We start from the raw sequence: 16,419 nt of genomic DNA, 5'->3' as shown, positions 1-16,419 counted from the left end.
TAAATTTGCAAAAAATTTGCACAGGTAAGTTTTAATTTTTTTATATGACAACTCCCCCCTCTATGTGTAATGATATATGTAAAGACACTGTAGGGGGTTATTCTAATATGAAGAAAGCATTATTAGTAATCGATTATACGAATGATTTTGTGGCGGATCACGGAGCATTAACTTGCGGCAAGCCAGGGCAAGCGATAGAACAAACCATTGCATCGTTAACAGAACAATTTATACAAGAAGATGAGCTCGTCGTATTTGCTTGTGACTTACATGAGATAAATGATTCTTATCATCCCGAGTCTAAACTGTTCCCTCCTCATAATATTCGAGATACTGATGGAAGAGAACTTTTCGGATCATTACAAATTCTTTACAAAGAAAATCAACATCTGAGCAATGTGCGATGGATGGATAAAACACGCTACAGCTCATTTGCAGGGACGAACTTGGAGCAACTTTTAGGTGAAAGAGGCATATGTGAGATACACTTAGTCGGTGTTTGCACGGACATTTGTGTACTACATACTGCAGTGGATGCTTATAACAAAGGTATTCAAACTTTTGTCTATGAAAAAGGTGTTGCAAGCTTTGACGAAAAAGGTCATGAATGGGCTTTGAACCACTTCAAAAACACGCTTGGTGCAAAAGTTATTTTATAAGATGAAGAAAAGCAGTTTAGAATCACTCCAATAAGGATATAAGAATACTATACATCTAAAGGAGTGATCATAAATGAGTATTATTTTGTATTTAATTGTAGGTGGATTAATCGGCTGGGTGGCTGGCTTGATAATAGGTAAAGATATACCAGGAGGAATCCTAGGCAATATGATTGCAGGGATTCTAGGTTCTTGGCTTGGAGGTAAATTGCTCGGATCATGGGGTTGGGAAATTCAAGACTTCTATGTTTTCCCTTCCATTATCGGTGCCGTCATCTTAGTATTTATCGCTAGTCTGTTTTTAAGATCCATGAAAAAATAACGAATTAAACAAAAGGATAGATAAAGCAGATATATTTTGCCTTATCTATCCTTTTACTTACTTATTTATGACCCATCCGAAGCCTTCATAAAATTCAGTTACTTTTGCTAATTCATGTTCTACTGCCTGTGGACCAAATATTAGTACAAATTTCATAAATTATCCTCCATAAAAAATTGTTTGAATATATATCAGGCGTGTTGATTAACCCATTTTAACCATTACTATTAATGTGGTAGGTTGCTTTCCGCGGGCAAGCACCGAGCCGCTTCCTCCGCTACGCTCCGTGCAGGGTCTCCGTTCGCTTGCATTCCCCGCAGGAGTCGATCACCCTCCGCTACAATCAACTAAAAATGTAGTAACATACGTTAATATTGAAAATAAAAAACCATTTTAACGGTAAGTAACAACCTAATATTCCCCTAATCAACACACCTGAAAATATAATTCTCTTTTTATTTATCTCGCTCTATGGGATCAGTCACAAAGCCTTTATCAGTATCTTCTAAGTCGACAAAATCTACTCAATAGTTTAACAACTTCTTTAAGTCAATTCTTGTATACTTTTTATTATATATAGTACCATCCTCATTATAGAAAACAGCAGTTTTTATGTATGTCTTTAAAATAGTATCGTAACCATGTTTGATCATTATCTTTGGATTTCCAATAAGATCAACACTAACAAACATTTCACCTAAGTCCCATGCGATTTTTCCATGACTTTTAAGAATGGCGTTTTTTAAGAGCCTATCGATTTCTGTTAAACTACAATTATTTTCTAAAGAATTACAACAATATATTACACATGCTTTGAATCAGTTAGTTAAAGAAATAGGATTTGTTTTAGAGAAAAACAGTAACCCTTCAAATTCTTGAAATTCTACATCTAAATCTTGAACTTTATGCTTATATTGAAACCCTAGTTTTTCTAACACATGAATAGAGGCTAGATTTTCTGGAAATACAGTAGTAACAATATTTTCAACCTGAAAAACTGAGAAAGCATAATTTAAAAGAGCTTTTGAAGCTTCTGTAGCATATCCATTTCCCCACTGATCATATGTTAATGCATAATATAATTCTGTTAATGAGGGGTTAAAGTCTAACGGTCCTAATCCACAATAACCGATTAATTTTTGAGAAGTTTTTTCTATTATGGCAAGATTGAATTTTATAATATTATTTACTGTGTTCTTTTTGTTTACATCCATACTCCACCGAATGATATTTTCCATTTCTCCCATGGAATAAATCGGTTCAGGAATATAGCGATGTACCTCGGGGTGCTTTTGCAATTCATATAAACAGTCTAAATCACCAATTTGATAGGGTCTAATTAATAATCTTTCAGTTTCAATACAAGCATTTGTAAACATAGCATACCTCTCTTATCTTATGATTTTTAACATACTTGAAAATTCATTTAAAAAATGAATTAATTCAAAAATACATATCATTTTCATTTCTTTATATTTTTTCAGTTATTCAAAAGGCAATAAAAACACAATAATTATCCTTATTTATATATTATTAGTAATTTATGTAATTTTAAATATATTTAACATAATGTTTGATGGCACACAAAATTCGAGGAAATTAACAATTGTAAGTTGGATTTATCAATAGCTGGTATGTGTATGTTTGTTAGTTCAAGGGTTACTAAAAAAGTTCTATTTTATCATAGGAGATTTCTATCGTTTACTCCTTCTCAATCACTCTAGAATTAAACAGTACTATGACGTTTGATTGTTTACCTGTTTATCACTAAACAAACTTAATGTATTTAGGTCCCGAGGTAAGAACACACTCTTTCTCACCGCCTATCTACTCCATTTACTAAATATACCTATAGACAGAAAGGGCTTTGCGTTGTTAAGTAGGCTTTTTCAAATATGTATAGCCTTGTCTAAGTTCTTGTTCCTTAGACCGGAGATTTGCCGCTCGCTTTCTTCAAATTCCGCGTCACCACTGACCTCATCGTGCTTGCCTAACCACTACTTCTGATTTCATGGCTCGGGACTTGCTCCCTATAGTTTGCGTCCATGCTGGGCGCAATCAAAAAGTACACCACTATCTATTTTATCAAGACCTAAATTAAAAAAAGATAAATAAATAAATAAAAGGACATTACATATTTTATATGACTAATACGTAACGCCCTTTCCTTTTTATTAAACTAAAGCACCTGACAGATGAAAAACGAGGTGTTTTTTAATAGGACTATACTATTCTTTGTTTATTTTGTCTTGGTGTTTATCAAGCATTTGGTTTAAATACCCTTCCGATTTTCCTTTTGGAATACTGAGACTCTCCCATTTACTATCTTTTATTTGCTTACCAATAAAAACCATTTGATCGGCGTGATAAGCATAATGTGCTATTTGCCTTTCAATAGCCTCTAAAACTAAATGCCTTTCTCCATAAATATATATATTTCCCAATAAATCTTGTTCACTTAAAGCAGTTAATGTATCAATTAAGGTTTTCCAGCCTTTTTCCCAAACAATAGTTAGCTCGGATTTTGAAGATATATCTTCTATAAATTCTTCATCACGATTTCTATATTCCTTTTCTCCGTCTGAAGTTAAAAAGTCAGTCCATCTTGAAACCATATTTCCACTCAAATGCTTTACTATTAATGCAACACTATTTGACTCGATATTATAAGTCCAATGTATTTCCCCTTCTGATAATTGATTTATCATTTTATATCCAAGGCTTTTTACACTTTTGGCGCTTACTTATAACGAACTCTACATGGAATGTTACAACTTAATGTAGAATATTATTTTCGCATTAAGTTATTAGGAAGATTTAATGTTGTTTCACAACTGTGAAAGGAAATTGAAAAAAAAATGAAACTTTTCTCATTAAACTTCAATCTTACTTAAAAAATGAAAGAAAAATGAAATTTTCCAAAAGAAATTCTTTGTTAAAATAAAAAAGTATAAATACAAAAAAGTGTTGACACTGGAGAAAAATGTATTCTCTGAGATATGGTGGGGGAAAAAATGAGATTAGAAAAACAATTAATAAAAAAGATATATTATGAAACATTCCTAATGGAGAATGAAACACATCCACCTCTTCAAGTACTTGGAGAAGCTTATTTAAACGAACAAAAAAATGAGATTTCCGATGGATCTTATATTCGTTTTGCACAAGGTGAATTTTATTATCACCATCAAGATTTTGAATCAGCTATTTTTAAATGGGAGAAAGTTAGTAATGAATTAGCACCATGGGCACAAAAAAATATTGCGGATGCTTACTTCGAACTTAATCAATTATCAGTTGCTGAAAATGTTTATACCTCCATTACTACTGATAACAAAACACTTAAGACCGAAATTGCACTGCAATTACTGTCTCTTTACATCGAGCAAAATAATCTTGATTCAGCTTTCGCTGTTATTAAAGACGCGGTTTCTTTAAATCCCGATTATCCAAACGTCACAACAATTGCACGTTCCTTTTATGAAGAACAGCAAGATTTTGACAGTGCAGTAGGGCTTGCTGTGAATGAACTAATTCGAACAGAATCTTCTCCATGGTTTGAGGTTCTAAAAGAATATATCGATAAAGGATTTACTAAAAATATTTCACCAGACTATTTTTATGAAGTATTAGTTACATTAAATAATGTAGATCAAGTACAATTTACGCAAATTGTTTCATCACTTTGGCACAGCTATAAAAATGAACAAAATTACTTATTATGGCTTAAAACAATAAATGAATTTTTCTTACTTCTCGAAATACATTCGTCCGATATATGGGACAAAATTTCTTCTCTTTACGAAGAAACGTACTTTGAATTAATTCAAGGTCAATATATGCTAAGACAATTACACGATATCATTCCAAATCTTTTAACAAATTGGTTAAAGATAGCCAATCCGTCTCATTCTGTATTTCCATCTGCAGCTGTATTGGCATGGGATGAGAGTTTCCCTTCCAAAATAGATTCAGAAAATATAAAACATGCGGAAAACCTACTATCATATTCTATTAATCATGTAAATGGCTTAGAATATAGTTTGCATCTTTTTGAATCTATTACACAGTGGGCACAAAAAAATGATTTAGAAATGGGTCATCGATTTAGATGGTTAGTTAGCGAGCTTGCAGATTTAAGAACAAATCGCCTTTTAGTAACTGGAACTTCAGGAAATGGAAAAGCTTCATTTATTAACTCTGTACTAGGAGAAAATATATTAGAAAACTCAGTCTCAAATGTAGTTGTCTTTAAAAATGACGCTCATACAGAATTTAACGCAATAACAGATTCAGCAATTACAACAACTGAGAATTTCTCTGATTACCAGAACATGATGTCTCTACACCCCCAAACATATAGAGATAGAGCATATGTTGAATTTAAATTACCATGCAGATTTTTAAGTAAAAATAAACGTACATTCGTTGTTACACCTAGCTTTAATAGGAACAACGATACTAGAGATGAGACATTCGAATATATAAATTCTGTAGACGAATTATTATTCGTATTGAATGCGGATTCGCCTTTTACTGACAAAGAACGTGACATTCTATTAAGTATTCAAGAACATACACCAAATCTACAAATTCATTTCTTATTAAATAAAATCGATAACATTTACAGTGAAGCAGAAGCAAAAAGAGTTATACATGATACGCAAGCGAGAATAAACGCATATTTCCCGCATGCAAGAATTTTCCCTTACTCTTCGTTATATACAAATAGTCAACAACTAAACGATTTAACTGAGTTTATTCATTTTAACTTTAACCATAAAAATATCGATGTAGAACGTACTGAAAAGTTATTGTTTTTCATTCGAAAAACAATTAAATATCTTTTGGATAAACGCGTCGAGATGGAAAATAAACTAGTGGATTCTATTAATTTGGATAAAGATATGTTAGTTAAACTAAATGGTTTTATTAATAACCTTTCTGCTTTAGAGAAGGAAAAAATCCATTTAATTACAGAATCATATCGTACAATGAAAAACGAAATTACTAATGAGCTTACAGAACATATTCCGAAACTATTGCAGAGTTGTTCTGATTTAATTAGTGAAGAAAGCGATTTTGGGCACATTGATATTGAACTAAATACAGCGATGAACGAAAGAGTCCAAAAATATCTAGAACAAACTGTGTTACCTAATCTTGCTCGCTCTATGCAAAATTGGATTGCAACTTCTAATAATGAGTTCCTTCAAAGTCAATCGTACTTAGAAGAAATCAGTGAAGGACTTAATTCTTTATATGGAGAAAATCGAATACAGTTAGAATGTGACTTTAAAGTGCTTGATGACTGGCGCAGAGATACTGATAGAATGACAACTAGAATACAGATGGAAGAAGTAAATATCTTACGCCGATTTACACCAGCACAATTTTTACTGAAAAGTGCCGGTAAATTATTTGGAGTTCTTCCTAAAAATAAAGCTATGCTGTATAACAAATACAAACAGTATTTAGAAAATGAAGATTATACCGATGTAACGACTTCTATTATGAACAAATTTTTCTTGCAATTTGGGCTATTTGAAAACGCACAAGCGCGGGATATTAATATGTTCTTTAAAAATCCATTTGGCGCTTTGGAACAAGCTGTAGAAAACACTCATTTAGAAATACAAGAAAAACAAGATATACTGCATAAAATGAAATCCAATCCTGAAGTTTATCATGATTCTATAACGCTCTTTGAATTGAGATTACGTCAATGTGAAGTAATCTTAAATATAGGTGAGGATAATTCCTATACAGATTTAACTATAGAAACAAACATAGAGTAAACGTAAAGCAACTCCAAAATATACAATAAAAGTTGATTTTGGAGTTATTTTTTGTTTGCTTCATTTTTTTCGGTACTCTGCAACTAGATGGTAAATCCATTGACCACGGCAAGACTTTATCAATTCCCTCTTTATTGTTTAAATCGAAGTTGGAAAGCTTTTCAAACAAATAACGAAGATAATGATAGGGACTTAGATTATTCTCTTTTGCGGTTTCAACCACACTATACATGATGGCACTTCCTCTAGTACCTCGCTGTTTCTATTCTTGAACGGATGTCTTTGTTGTTATAAAGTGTTGCTTTTGATACATCAGCTTCACTTTTTTCATTATTTGCCTTCATAGATAATTTAATCATTATTCCTCACCCTTTATATTGGTGTAAAAAAACAATACTACCAAAATATGAACAATTCAATATTTCGGTAGTATTGTAATGTCTTATGTATAATATAATTTTATGCATAGTACTAAGTTTGGCAATAATGGCCGAAAATGCTTAAAAGGATAAGAATCGATTATAATTATAAAGCTCAACGAATTACTCTGTTACTTTTCTTTTTCTTAATGTTCCCGTCCAAATACTTTAGTATCAATATTTTTCTTATCAAGGAATTCTTCTATTTTTTTCTGTTCTCTTCCATTCACCACTTTACCTTTACCAATTATTGATATAATGTTTAATTTTGGAACAACTCCTTTATTTATGTCATCTAGCATTTCATCCATTTCATTAAGAGTCTCATTTAAAGCTGTAATGTACTGGCTAATTCTTTCAGACTCTTCTTGATAACCTTCAGGCAATGTATTATTTAAGATATAGTTAGAAAAATTCTTATCATTTTCTTTTGTAAGCTTGATAATTTTGTCGAATTTCTCTAATTCATTTTTATTAAATTCCTCTTCTTCATCTATAATCTCTTGAAATGGTTCACTAGCATTAGATAATTCTTCAAAGCTATCTAGATATGTTTTTATGCTTAGTTTTATTTCATCTTCTCCTATTGTACTATTTTGTTTTTCAGAGGTGAAAATAATACTAGGAATCTTTACGTCCTGCGTAAGAGGAAGTTCCTCTTCTGTAGTATCTTCTGTAGCGTCAATATTTTTTTCCTGCGAACATGCGCTTAGTATCAAAAGAATTAGGAAGCTGTAAAAAATCCTTCTCATAATAATTTCTCCCCCCTTGCAATTGACTTGTTCCATCTAAAGTATTTAATACATAGTCTAACAAAAGATTTCCCTATATAATACCCTAGGAATGCTAAAAGAGAGCCTATAATAAGCCCTTTTATGGACTCGAAAATCTCTTTAAATCCAATTGTACTAAATCCATTAACAAATCCTGTTACAATTAAAATCAGTGGAGATAGAATCATGGTAGGTACACCAATGATATAAGCTAATATAAATGGTAAAAGTATTAGTAGCGCAAATAAACTCACTATAATAATAATACAATTCATTACACTTAATCCCATAATTGACAAATGTGATGTAAACTTGCTTTTATTCTCTTCAACCTTCTTAATAGAATAAACAGCGTTTAATTCTTTAGCAATCTCTACAGGATTTCCCAATTCTTTAGATATTTCCTCTTCACTTTTATTTTCATGTTTTTTCTCAGCAAAGTGCATAATATATTCATCTACTATACCTTTTTTTTCTTGTTCAGACATAAAATCCAAACTATTTTTAAGTAATTTCAAAAAATTATTCTTGTTCAAGTTTATCATTCTCCTCGATAAAGCGATTAATTATTAGGAAAAACTCATTCCATTCAAATTTCAAAGTTTCAAGTTTATCAATTCCATCCTTTGTAACTATGTAGTAATTTCTAAATGTTCCTTCTGTTGATTTTTGATGATAGGTGGTTAGATATTTTTTTTACTAGTGAATAGCCATATTCATCCTCTTTGTTTATTATCAATCAGACTATTAATTCAATTACACCTTTTTTAAACTGAGCGTTCATAATTTATTACCAACATTTGTAATGATCTAATACTATATTTTTATTAAAAAGCAATAAACTTTAACACTCTAAACCAATGCGATATTTGATACTTCAAATAACAATGTAACATCAAATCCTAGATAAATCAATTTTTTATATTTTAGTAATTATTTCCCTAAAATACATAAAAAATCCTTATAGGAGACTTTTAAAATCAAAGAATTTCAACTTTTGCTTTGATAACGTCGGACGTATACTAAGTAAATATAAACATGAAGTAAGCTGATGCTCCTTGATAAATTAATTTGGATGATGATATTAAGATTACAATTTAAGAGACAACCCTTGGTAAACTTTTTTTCATTTGTCTCGGCTATCTCTGCTTATCCTCTTTGCTATTTCAATTGCTTTTGTGGTTGATTTTATATGAAGTTCATACCTTTCCTTATCTAATTCTGAAAATCCTACCGCTAAATCTTTACCTGGTGTTTGATTATCAAGACAAGGAAGACAAGTAAGACAAGGAGGTGCTTCCATATGAGGGCAGTTTCCGTTTAGACGAGCGTGACATGTTCCATAAGGGTTTTCATATATAAGAAAAAGAGGATATATGTTCATATATTGAACATAATATCCTCTTTTTAGTTTAGTCTATTTAAAATAGATAGTGGTGTACTTTTGTTCATTTAAAATTAAAGGGTAGTAACTCTTTTATTCTACTTTTTTTGCAGCCTTCAATGCTATTTTACTATTGTAAACGAGCTCTTTTTTATTCTCCTCATAGAGCTTGTAGTAGTAAAATACATTATCTACATATTCTTCACTATGATTATATTGATAAATTGCTTTCTTTATTTTGCCATCTGCTGCACCGCTTGCAGCTAAATAATTCGCAGCGCTATAGACAGCATCTTCAATATTATATGGATCTGCTATACCGTCTCCATTTGCATCTACGCCGTAACCACCGTATTTTTTAATCGTTTTAGGGCTCGTCAATTCCTTTTTTTTAATATGCCCTTTACCAAGGTCTTTACATGTAGGATGACTCCAGCCAACGAAAGTACAAGGCATAAATTGCAAATGACCAACTGCTCCAGCAGGTGATTCTAATGTTTTCATCGACGAAAAACGCGTCTCAATTCGATGATGTGCAGCAAGTAACGTCCACGGAACATTATATTTTTTAGCGGCCTTTTGATAGACCGGAATATATTGATTCGGAATTTCGATATCAAATGACGGTACGTCTTTCTTTTCTTCTTTACTAAACTGCTTCACCATCGGCAACTCCTTCAGTTGTTGCCACATGATGATCGTTGTTGTGTAAAGTGCAATTGAAACAGGAATTAGTAAAATGATCAGCCAGAGCTTCAATTTCATATTCAATTGTTGCTTCTTTTTATTCACCATTCAATAAACACCTATCAGACCATTTTATATTAACAGAAAATATTATTAAACCGGTTTCCTTTTAGCAATAAAGAATGATAACAAGAGTGCAATCACTGCAAATGCGAAGGAACCTGAATATACAATACGAATACCATTAGCTATAATATCGACCAGTTGGCCAATTTCTTCACTAGAAAATATATTCGTATCGAAATCACCATTCAAATTGATGTCACCTTTGCCAAAACTAGATAATTTTTCGCTTGTTGCTAAATTGAACAGCATCCCGAAAATCGCTGCCCCAATCGATTGACTAAATGTATTAATAAAGGAATTCAAACCAATAGCGGTACCTAGCTGCTCTCTTGAAGCCGAAGCTTGTACAGCGATAATCAGCATCGGTGCAATTAAGCCCATACCTACGCCTAAAATACCGGTTCCAACATAAACAAGCAACTCATTAGAATTCGCTGATAATGTCGTTAAAATAAACGTCGCAATGACTAACAAACTTGCCCCTATTTGAATAATCGTTTTAGTCGTTAAACGCCCGATTAAATTACCGCCCATAATCGCACCAAATGTCCACATGACAGATAAAGGCGTCAGCATTAAACCGGCTTGCGTCGCATTCTTACCAAAAACGGATTGCGCAAATATCGGCAAGTATGCAGAAATACTGATGACAATCGCCATTACAAATAAGGTTAAACTATTCACTATATTCAAGCGACGATTTCTGAATAAGGAAAGCGGCACGATTGGCTCTTCTGCCTTCAGCTCTACACGAACAAAAATGATAAGCGCAATAGCTGCAACAGCATACAAAATGATCGAAGTCGTACCGAACCAGTTTTGTGTATTACTACCTTCAATAATCGTATAAAGTAATGCAACCATCCCTACGGAGAAAAATAATGCTCCTGCATAATCGATTTTACGTTTCGCCTTTTTCAAATCTTCCTCATAATATTTTGCAATCATGAAAATAGAACCTAAACCAAATGGTATATTTAAATAGAAAATATAATGCCAAGTTAATTGATCTACAATGAACCCACCAATAAGGGGACCTACTACACCTGAAACGCCCCAGACCATGCTAATCCAGCCTTGTCCTTTTGCACGTTTCTTCTCTGTATCAAATAATTCACCAACAATTGTTAACGTAATCGGCAAAATGGAACCGGCACCAATCCCTTGAATTGCTCGGAACACGATTAGCTGCTCCATCGACTGTGCTAGACCACATAAAAACGAACCAATTAAGAAAATAGAAATACCGATAATGATCATTCGTTTTCGCCCAAATAAATCGGCTAATTTACCGAAAATGATCGTTGCAATTGCAGATGTTAGCAAATACGCGGAATAAATCCAACTAATTAACTCCACACCTGATAAATCCGTCGTAATACTTGGTATTGCTGTTGCCACAATCGTACCCTCAATAGCAGCAAGCGCTGTTGCAAGTAAGACGGCAATAAATACTTTGTTCATAAAAAACCTCTATTCTAACTAAAAATATACTGGATTACTAAGGTAAATATTATAACACGAAAACAAAAAATTACCTATATGAGCCAAATTTCACTAGTTTCTTTCATTTAGGTTTGATACTTAGAAAAACGGACATTAGTAGATTGAGTAATAGAACCAGTTTTCACTTCACGTTCACGCATTCATTTAAATTGGAGGTATATATACATGTGGGAGAATTTTTAAAAATTCTCCTTAAAAGGAAACGTTATGGATTTAGCTGTCGGGGTTATTATCGGAGCGGCATTCGGGAAAATAGTAACATCATTAGTAACCGATATTATTACGCCTGTTCTTGCACTATTTGTTGGTAAAGTTGATTTTTCAGAATTAAAATATAAAGGAATTATGTATGGAAACTTTATCCAAAGTGCATTTGATTTCTTAATTATCGCGTTCTCCATTTTTATGTTCATCCGCATTATTTCAAAACTTAATGTCAAAAAACAAAAAGCAGCACTTGTTGAAGAAGCACAACCTGCTCCTACAACAGAAGATTTACTGAAAGAAATTCGCGACTTATTAAAAGATAAACAAGCTTAATATAAGAACAAAAGCGAAGATAGTTCATTTACACCCGACGTGTTGGCGCTCTTTGTCTTCGCATGAGGGTACGAAACAACCTATCGGCAAAATAGCACGGAGCTAGATGTAGCCGATACAGAAAACCGAGCGATTCAATACGAATCGCTCGGTTTTTTTATTTACCATCTGCAATTAATGTTTCCATATCGACTGCGATTGTATCAAAAGGTACATCTTGATAGCCGCCATAGCTTTTCACGACAATGCCGTTTTGATCCACTAAAAAGAAACTTGTACCGTGGATGACTTGATCATCAGACGGATTATCTTTTACTAACGTTTGAAATGATTTTAAAGCAAACTCAGAAATTTCATCTTGCGTGTAACCCGTTAACAAATCCCACTTAGAATCATCAGGTACAGGATATTCTGCCAAATACTTCGTTAATACTTTAGGATTATCCACTTCTGGATCTACACTAAATCCGACAATTTTATAGTCTTCTAAGTCTTTCTTTTGGAATGCCTTTTGAATATCTGTCATATTCATCGTCATTGGCGGACAAACGGTTGTACAGTTGGTGAAGATGAACATACCTAGCCATGGCTTACCTTTTAGAGAATCTAACGAAACTTTTTCATCATGCTGATTGGTATATTCAAACGATTGTACTTCCCAATTGGTATCCGCTTTAAAATTCCCATTACCACATGCGGATAATACTAATGCAACAATCATTAGCAAGGGCAATGTTAAATGTCTTTTCTTCATGCTTTGTTCACTCCCTCATACCACCAATCTTAACGAATTGTAAGCCATAACACAAGAAGCGTAAGGCAATCGTTTCTGACGAATTTGTGAATGCTTACGATTTCAAAGATAGTAGCGCATTGTGAATCGATTCCAGCTTAGATTCCACACGATGCATCAAGTAAAATGATACAACGATTGGAAAACCTATTTCTTGTATAAATACCAACCATTGCTCCATCTTATTTCCTCCTTTACTAAGAAAATAAAAAGATTGCGCCATCAGCCTTGATGGCAGACGGCGCAATCTGATGTTCCTTTATCCTTGCATTTGATATTCCGTCACTTGACGATCAACAACTTGCGCGCCTTTAATCGTCGCTAAAGGATCTCGATTCACTAAGAATACTTGACTATCAATAATCGCTGTCATCGCATTAAAAATTTCTTGCTCAGTCAGCTGTTCCTTTGGTGCATCGACGTTCAACGTGTAGTTTTTATCACCCGTTGTTTTAAATTGTAGCTGCAACACCTTTGTCATCTGTTATCCCCCCTTTGTCAAATTAGTTACCGACCACTTCCTGTAATTCGTTGAACTCAATTTTGCTCATTGGATAGCTGGATAAACCGGCTAATACAGTAGACACAGATACTAATGCATCTGCTTGTGCACCGTTTTTAATATTACGGTACGTCTTCTTCTTTTCAACCGGTTCTCCTTCTGCATTTGTACCTACTACAAACGATAAGCGTAAAGTTGCGTTATTAAAACTAAAAACTGCCATTTTGTTCACCTCCTTTCAACAATTACATAGCATTTTTATAAAGAAAAGGAGACAACAGGTGAATTTTTTTCATATTCCTTTTATAATGGGATAAGAGTATAGAAGAGGTGAGATGTTTGGAATTAACTGGCTGGTTTCTGTGGTTTATATTATTTTGGGTCGTTATTTTAATTAGCTCAATGGCAATTGGCGGATTCTTTATGTTCCGTAAGTTTTTAAAAAGAATGCCTAAAGAAGATGGAAAGTCTGCTATGGATTGGGAAGAACATTATGTAGATAATACAATTCATTTATGGGGTGACGAGTCAAAAGCTTTATTGACGGAGCTTGTAAGTCCTGTTCCGGATCTATTTAGACCTGTAGCAAAACAGAAAATTGCAGGTAAGATCGGTGAACTAGCTTTAGAAGAAAAAGCTTCATCCATTACATTCGATTTAATTATTAGAGGTTATATCATTGCCTCTCCAAAAAGAGATCATAAATTTTTACGCAAAAAATTAACCCAAATGAAAATCGATTTGTCTCCATACGAAAATTTACTCGATTAAACAAAAAAAGGTTCTTCTCCACTTTTAGTGGAAAAGAACCTTTTTTTAATTTACATGTAATTGTCTTTCAAGCTTTTTATAGCGAACTAACATCGCTATTCGCCATGGGACAATCATTGAAAATGCAAGTATCCAGAACATACCACCAAGCTCACCTAAATGGAATGAACCACTCAAACAAACTTTTGCAACCGTACGGACAATTAGCAAACCCATCAAAATGAAGAAAAATGCCTTCGATGGCTTTAAAAAGATGTCATTTTCAACAATATGAAATTTTGATGTAGCAATTAATACCGTTGAAAAGATTAACCCTACAACAACTGCCTCTAAAACTTGTGTCCAAGGTACTCTGAAATACTCAAAGCAAAACATTAACGCACCCGAAGACATCGCAATTGGCGGTATAATAATTTTCCTAGCATTTGCTGGTTTTTTAGCCGATCTAGCTCTTACAATCATCGCCATAATACCCATAAATATAACGGCGACAGTTGAACCGATGACCATATATTGAGAAGGAATAGAACTCAACATAACAGACCCTCTCCTCACATTTACTAATCTTCCATTACTTTAACAATTGTAGACAATAAACTTTCTTGATCAAAAGGTTTCATAATAAAATCCTTTGCACCATTTTCTAGTGCTTGTATGATCATTTTCTGTTGACCTAATGCACTAATAACGATAATTTTCGCATCAGGATATTCATCGATAATCATTTTTGTTGCGTCTAAACCTGTCATAATTGGCATCGTAACATCCATCGTTACTACATCTGGCAATAACTCCCGATATTTCTCGATTGCTTCCTTGCCATTACTAGCTTCTCCAACGACTTCATAATCTGAACCCGCTAGCATCGTTTTAATCGCATGACGCATGAACATCGTATCGTCTACTACTAATACCTTCGCCAAACACTCAACCCCTAAATTGAAACTGAAAATACTATACTACGAAAACGTCTGGTATGCCAATTAAAATCCGATAAAATCACCGAAAATCGGCTCTAAGAGACGTGTAATCAGTGTCATGCCATCAAAGTACAATAAAATCCCAACAACAATCATCACATAACCGCCGACTTGCACGATTTTCTGACTATGTGTACGAATCCAATTCATTCTTGTCATAAAGAATGATAAAACGAAAAATGGGATAGAGAATCCAAGGCTATATGTTAGCATATACAAAATTGCTGAATCAGGATTTGAACCTGCTAAAGTAATAATTGATGCTAAAATCGGCCCTGTGCATGGCGTCCAGCCTGCCGCAAACGCTAAACCTATTAATAATGAACCTAAATAGCCTGCTGGTCGATTTTTAAATTGGAATTTGCGATCTTTCATTAAAAAGTCTGGTGTTAAAATTCCAACAATTATTAATCCGAAAATAACGATTAAAATACCACCCATTTGACGAATTAAATCTTGATATTCATAAAAGAAGCCTGATACAAATGTCGTAGAGAATCCTAAAACGACGAAAACAATTGTAAATCCAATTAAGAAAAATAATGTGTGTAAGATAGCCGTCTTTTGAAGCATTCCTTTGTCATTTTTCAATTTGTCAAATGACACACCCGTTATGTAGGAAAGGAAAGCGGGATAAAGTGGCAACGTACAAGGTGATATAAAGCTTAAGAACCCTGCACCAAATGCTAAAAACAAATTAATATCAGTATCCATATCTAGTTGTCTCTCCTTATAGTTTCTGTACCCATCGTACCAAACTTTTCATGAAATTACTTTTCTTTTGGCTGTGACATTTTCATGACAAAATGAAGAAGTGAATGTAGAGTCATTTTTTACAAGAAAATATGTCCTAAAACTATAGGATTGAATGCAATTGTCAAGGGAGATTTGGCGCTAATAGGTTGCTCTTTGTCACGACAAGTATTAATTGCTTCAACTATATGCAGATTTTAAAATCATTTTATATTTGCATTTAGAAGTGCGATATATTTCTAATATAACATTACAGGCGTGTTGAATAACCCATTTTAACCATTACTAATAAAGTGGTAGATAGGTTGATTTCCGCTACGGGATGCTCGCTTTCCGCGGGCATGCACCCTCCGCTACAAGCAACTAAAAACTGTAGTAACATACGTTAGTATTGAACAAAAAAAAA

At 33.3% G+C, this 16,419-nt stretch carries 16 protein-coding genes and 5 pseudogenes; 5 read left to right on the top strand and 16 right to left on the bottom strand.

Annotation, left to right across the window (positions count from 1 at the left end; genetic code table 11):
* The first annotated feature begins 107 nt into the window (after positions 1–107).
* Both JFL43_RS10270 and JFL43_RS10265 read left to right on the top strand, forming a co-directional pair.
* Entirely contained in the window at positions 108–659 is a 552-nt protein-coding gene (locus JFL43_RS10270) for a cysteine hydrolase family protein (protein ID WP_100797128.1), read from the top strand.
* A gap of 73 nt (positions 660–732) precedes the next feature.
* A complete protein-coding gene (locus tag JFL43_RS10265) occupies positions 733–981 on the top strand; it encodes a GlsB/YeaQ/YmgE family stress response membrane protein (RefSeq protein WP_100797127.1) in 249 nt (82 codons plus the stop codon).
* Positions 982–1,799: 818 nt separating this feature from the next.
* Here the strand turns inward: JFL43_RS10265 and JFL43_RS10260 are convergent.
* Both JFL43_RS10260 and JFL43_RS10255 read right to left on the bottom strand, forming a co-directional pair.
* Complete coding sequence (locus JFL43_RS10260) at positions 1,800–2,360, bottom strand: GNAT family N-acetyltransferase (protein WP_200748988.1); 561 nt, start codon at positions 2,358–2,360, stop codon at positions 1,800–1,802.
* 849 nt (positions 2,361–3,209) lie between these two features.
* Positions 3,210–3,716 (bottom strand): annotated as a pseudogene (locus JFL43_RS10255) (DUF1572 family protein); the annotation flags it as partial.
* Positions 3,717–3,995: 279 nt separating this feature from the next.
* Here JFL43_RS10255 and JFL43_RS10250 point away from each other — a divergent pair.
* A complete protein-coding gene (locus tag JFL43_RS10250; RefSeq protein WP_200748986.1) occupies positions 3,996–6,779 on the top strand; it encodes a dynamin family protein in 2,784 nt (927 codons plus the stop codon).
* Between the two features lie 49 nt (positions 6,780–6,828).
* On the opposite strand, the pseudogene JFL43_RS23050 reads toward JFL43_RS10250, so the two are convergent.
* From JFL43_RS23050 to JFL43_RS10220, 7 genes and pseudogenes are all read right to left on the bottom strand, one after another.
* Positions 6,829–7,035, bottom strand: a pseudogene (locus tag JFL43_RS23050) (transposase domain-containing protein); the annotation flags it as partial.
* A 309-nt stretch (positions 7,036–7,344) separates the two neighbouring features.
* Complete coding sequence (locus JFL43_RS10235; protein WP_200748985.1) at positions 7,345–7,950, bottom strand: NDxxF motif lipoprotein; 606 nt, start codon at positions 7,948–7,950, stop codon at positions 7,345–7,347.
* Positions 7,947–8,516: an HAAS signaling domain-containing protein gene (locus JFL43_RS10230; protein ID WP_200748984.1), complete on the bottom strand. Its 570-nt coding sequence runs from the start codon at positions 8,514–8,516 to the stop codon at positions 7,947–7,949. Before JFL43_RS10230 ends, JFL43_RS10235 begins: the two co-directional genes overlap by 4 nt.
* Positions 8,494–8,710: pseudogene (locus tag JFL43_RS22520) on the bottom strand (hypothetical protein). The gene JFL43_RS10230 and the pseudogene JFL43_RS22520 overlap by 23 nt, the downstream one beginning before the upstream one ends.
* 402 nt (positions 8,711–9,112) lie before the next feature.
* Positions 9,113–9,325: pseudogene (locus tag JFL43_RS23190) on the bottom strand (tyrosine-type recombinase/integrase); the annotation flags it as partial.
* 123 nt (positions 9,326–9,448) lie between these two features.
* Positions 9,449–10,150, bottom strand: coding sequence for a lytic transglycosylase domain-containing protein (locus JFL43_RS10225; protein WP_200748983.1), 702 nt, complete (start codon positions 10,148–10,150; stop codon positions 9,449–9,451).
* A gap of 45 nt (positions 10,151–10,195) precedes the next feature.
* Positions 10,196–11,632 carry an MDR family MFS transporter gene (locus tag JFL43_RS10220; RefSeq protein ID WP_200748982.1) on the bottom strand — a complete coding sequence of 479 codons (1,437 nt, stop codon included), beginning with the start codon at positions 11,630–11,632 and terminating at the stop codon, positions 10,196–10,198.
* Positions 11,633–11,839: 207 nt separating this feature from the next.
* On the opposite strand from JFL43_RS10220, the pseudogene mscL reads away from it, so the two are divergent.
* Positions 11,840–12,214, top strand: a pseudogene (gene mscL, locus JFL43_RS10215) (large conductance mechanosensitive channel protein MscL).
* A 157-nt stretch (positions 12,215–12,371) separates the two neighbouring features.
* Here mscL and JFL43_RS10210 read toward each other — a convergent pair.
* From JFL43_RS10210 to JFL43_RS10195, 4 genes are all read right to left on the bottom strand, one after another.
* On the bottom strand, positions 12,372–12,968 hold the full coding sequence (locus JFL43_RS10210; protein WP_200748981.1) for an SCO family protein: 597 nt from the start codon (positions 12,966–12,968) through the stop codon (positions 12,372–12,374).
* Between the two features lie 94 nt (positions 12,969–13,062).
* Positions 13,063–13,188: a YvrJ family protein gene (locus JFL43_RS10205; RefSeq protein WP_200748980.1), complete on the bottom strand. Its 126-nt coding sequence runs from the start codon at positions 13,186–13,188 to the stop codon at positions 13,063–13,065.
* A gap of 78 nt (positions 13,189–13,266) precedes the next feature.
* Entirely contained in the window at positions 13,267–13,488 is a 222-nt protein-coding gene (locus tag JFL43_RS10200; protein WP_200748979.1) for a DUF2922 domain-containing protein, read from the bottom strand.
* A gap of 22 nt (positions 13,489–13,510) precedes the next feature.
* Positions 13,511–13,732, bottom strand: a complete 222-nt coding sequence (locus JFL43_RS10195) for a DUF1659 domain-containing protein (RefSeq protein WP_100797116.1) — start codon at positions 13,730–13,732, stop codon at positions 13,511–13,513.
* Between the two features lie 116 nt (positions 13,733–13,848).
* Here JFL43_RS10195 and JFL43_RS10190 point away from each other — a divergent pair, with 116 nt between their 5' ends.
* A complete protein-coding gene (locus JFL43_RS10190) occupies positions 13,849–14,280 on the top strand; it encodes a DUF2621 domain-containing protein (protein WP_200748978.1) in 432 nt (143 codons plus the stop codon).
* A gap of 45 nt (positions 14,281–14,325) precedes the next feature.
* Here the strand turns inward: JFL43_RS10190 and JFL43_RS10185 are convergent, their stop codons facing one another.
* Genes JFL43_RS10185 through JFL43_RS10175 form a run of 3 tightly spaced genes read right to left on the bottom strand, consistent with a single transcriptional unit; the run spans position 14,326 to position 15,974 of the window.
* Entirely contained in the window at positions 14,326–14,817 is a 492-nt protein-coding gene (locus JFL43_RS10185; protein WP_200748977.1) for a CcdC family protein, read from the bottom strand.
* A 23-nt stretch (positions 14,818–14,840) separates the two neighbouring features.
* Positions 14,841–15,203 carry a response regulator gene (locus tag JFL43_RS10180; RefSeq protein ID WP_200748976.1) on the bottom strand — a complete coding sequence of 121 codons (363 nt, stop codon included), beginning with the start codon at positions 15,201–15,203 and terminating at the stop codon, positions 14,841–14,843.
* A 60-nt stretch (positions 15,204–15,263) separates the two neighbouring features.
* Positions 15,264–15,974, bottom strand: a complete 711-nt coding sequence (locus JFL43_RS10175; RefSeq protein WP_200748975.1) for a cytochrome c biogenesis CcdA family protein — start codon at positions 15,972–15,974, stop codon at positions 15,264–15,266.
* Positions 15,975–16,419: the final 445 nt, after the last annotated feature.

It is taken from the genome of Viridibacillus soli (assembly GCF_016612995.1).
GTDB lineage: Bacteria > Bacillota > Bacilli > Bacillales_A > Planococcaceae > Viridibacillus > Viridibacillus soli.
Note: the sequence above shows the minus strand (reverse complement) of the source record. Positions and strands in the feature narration are given on the sequence as shown.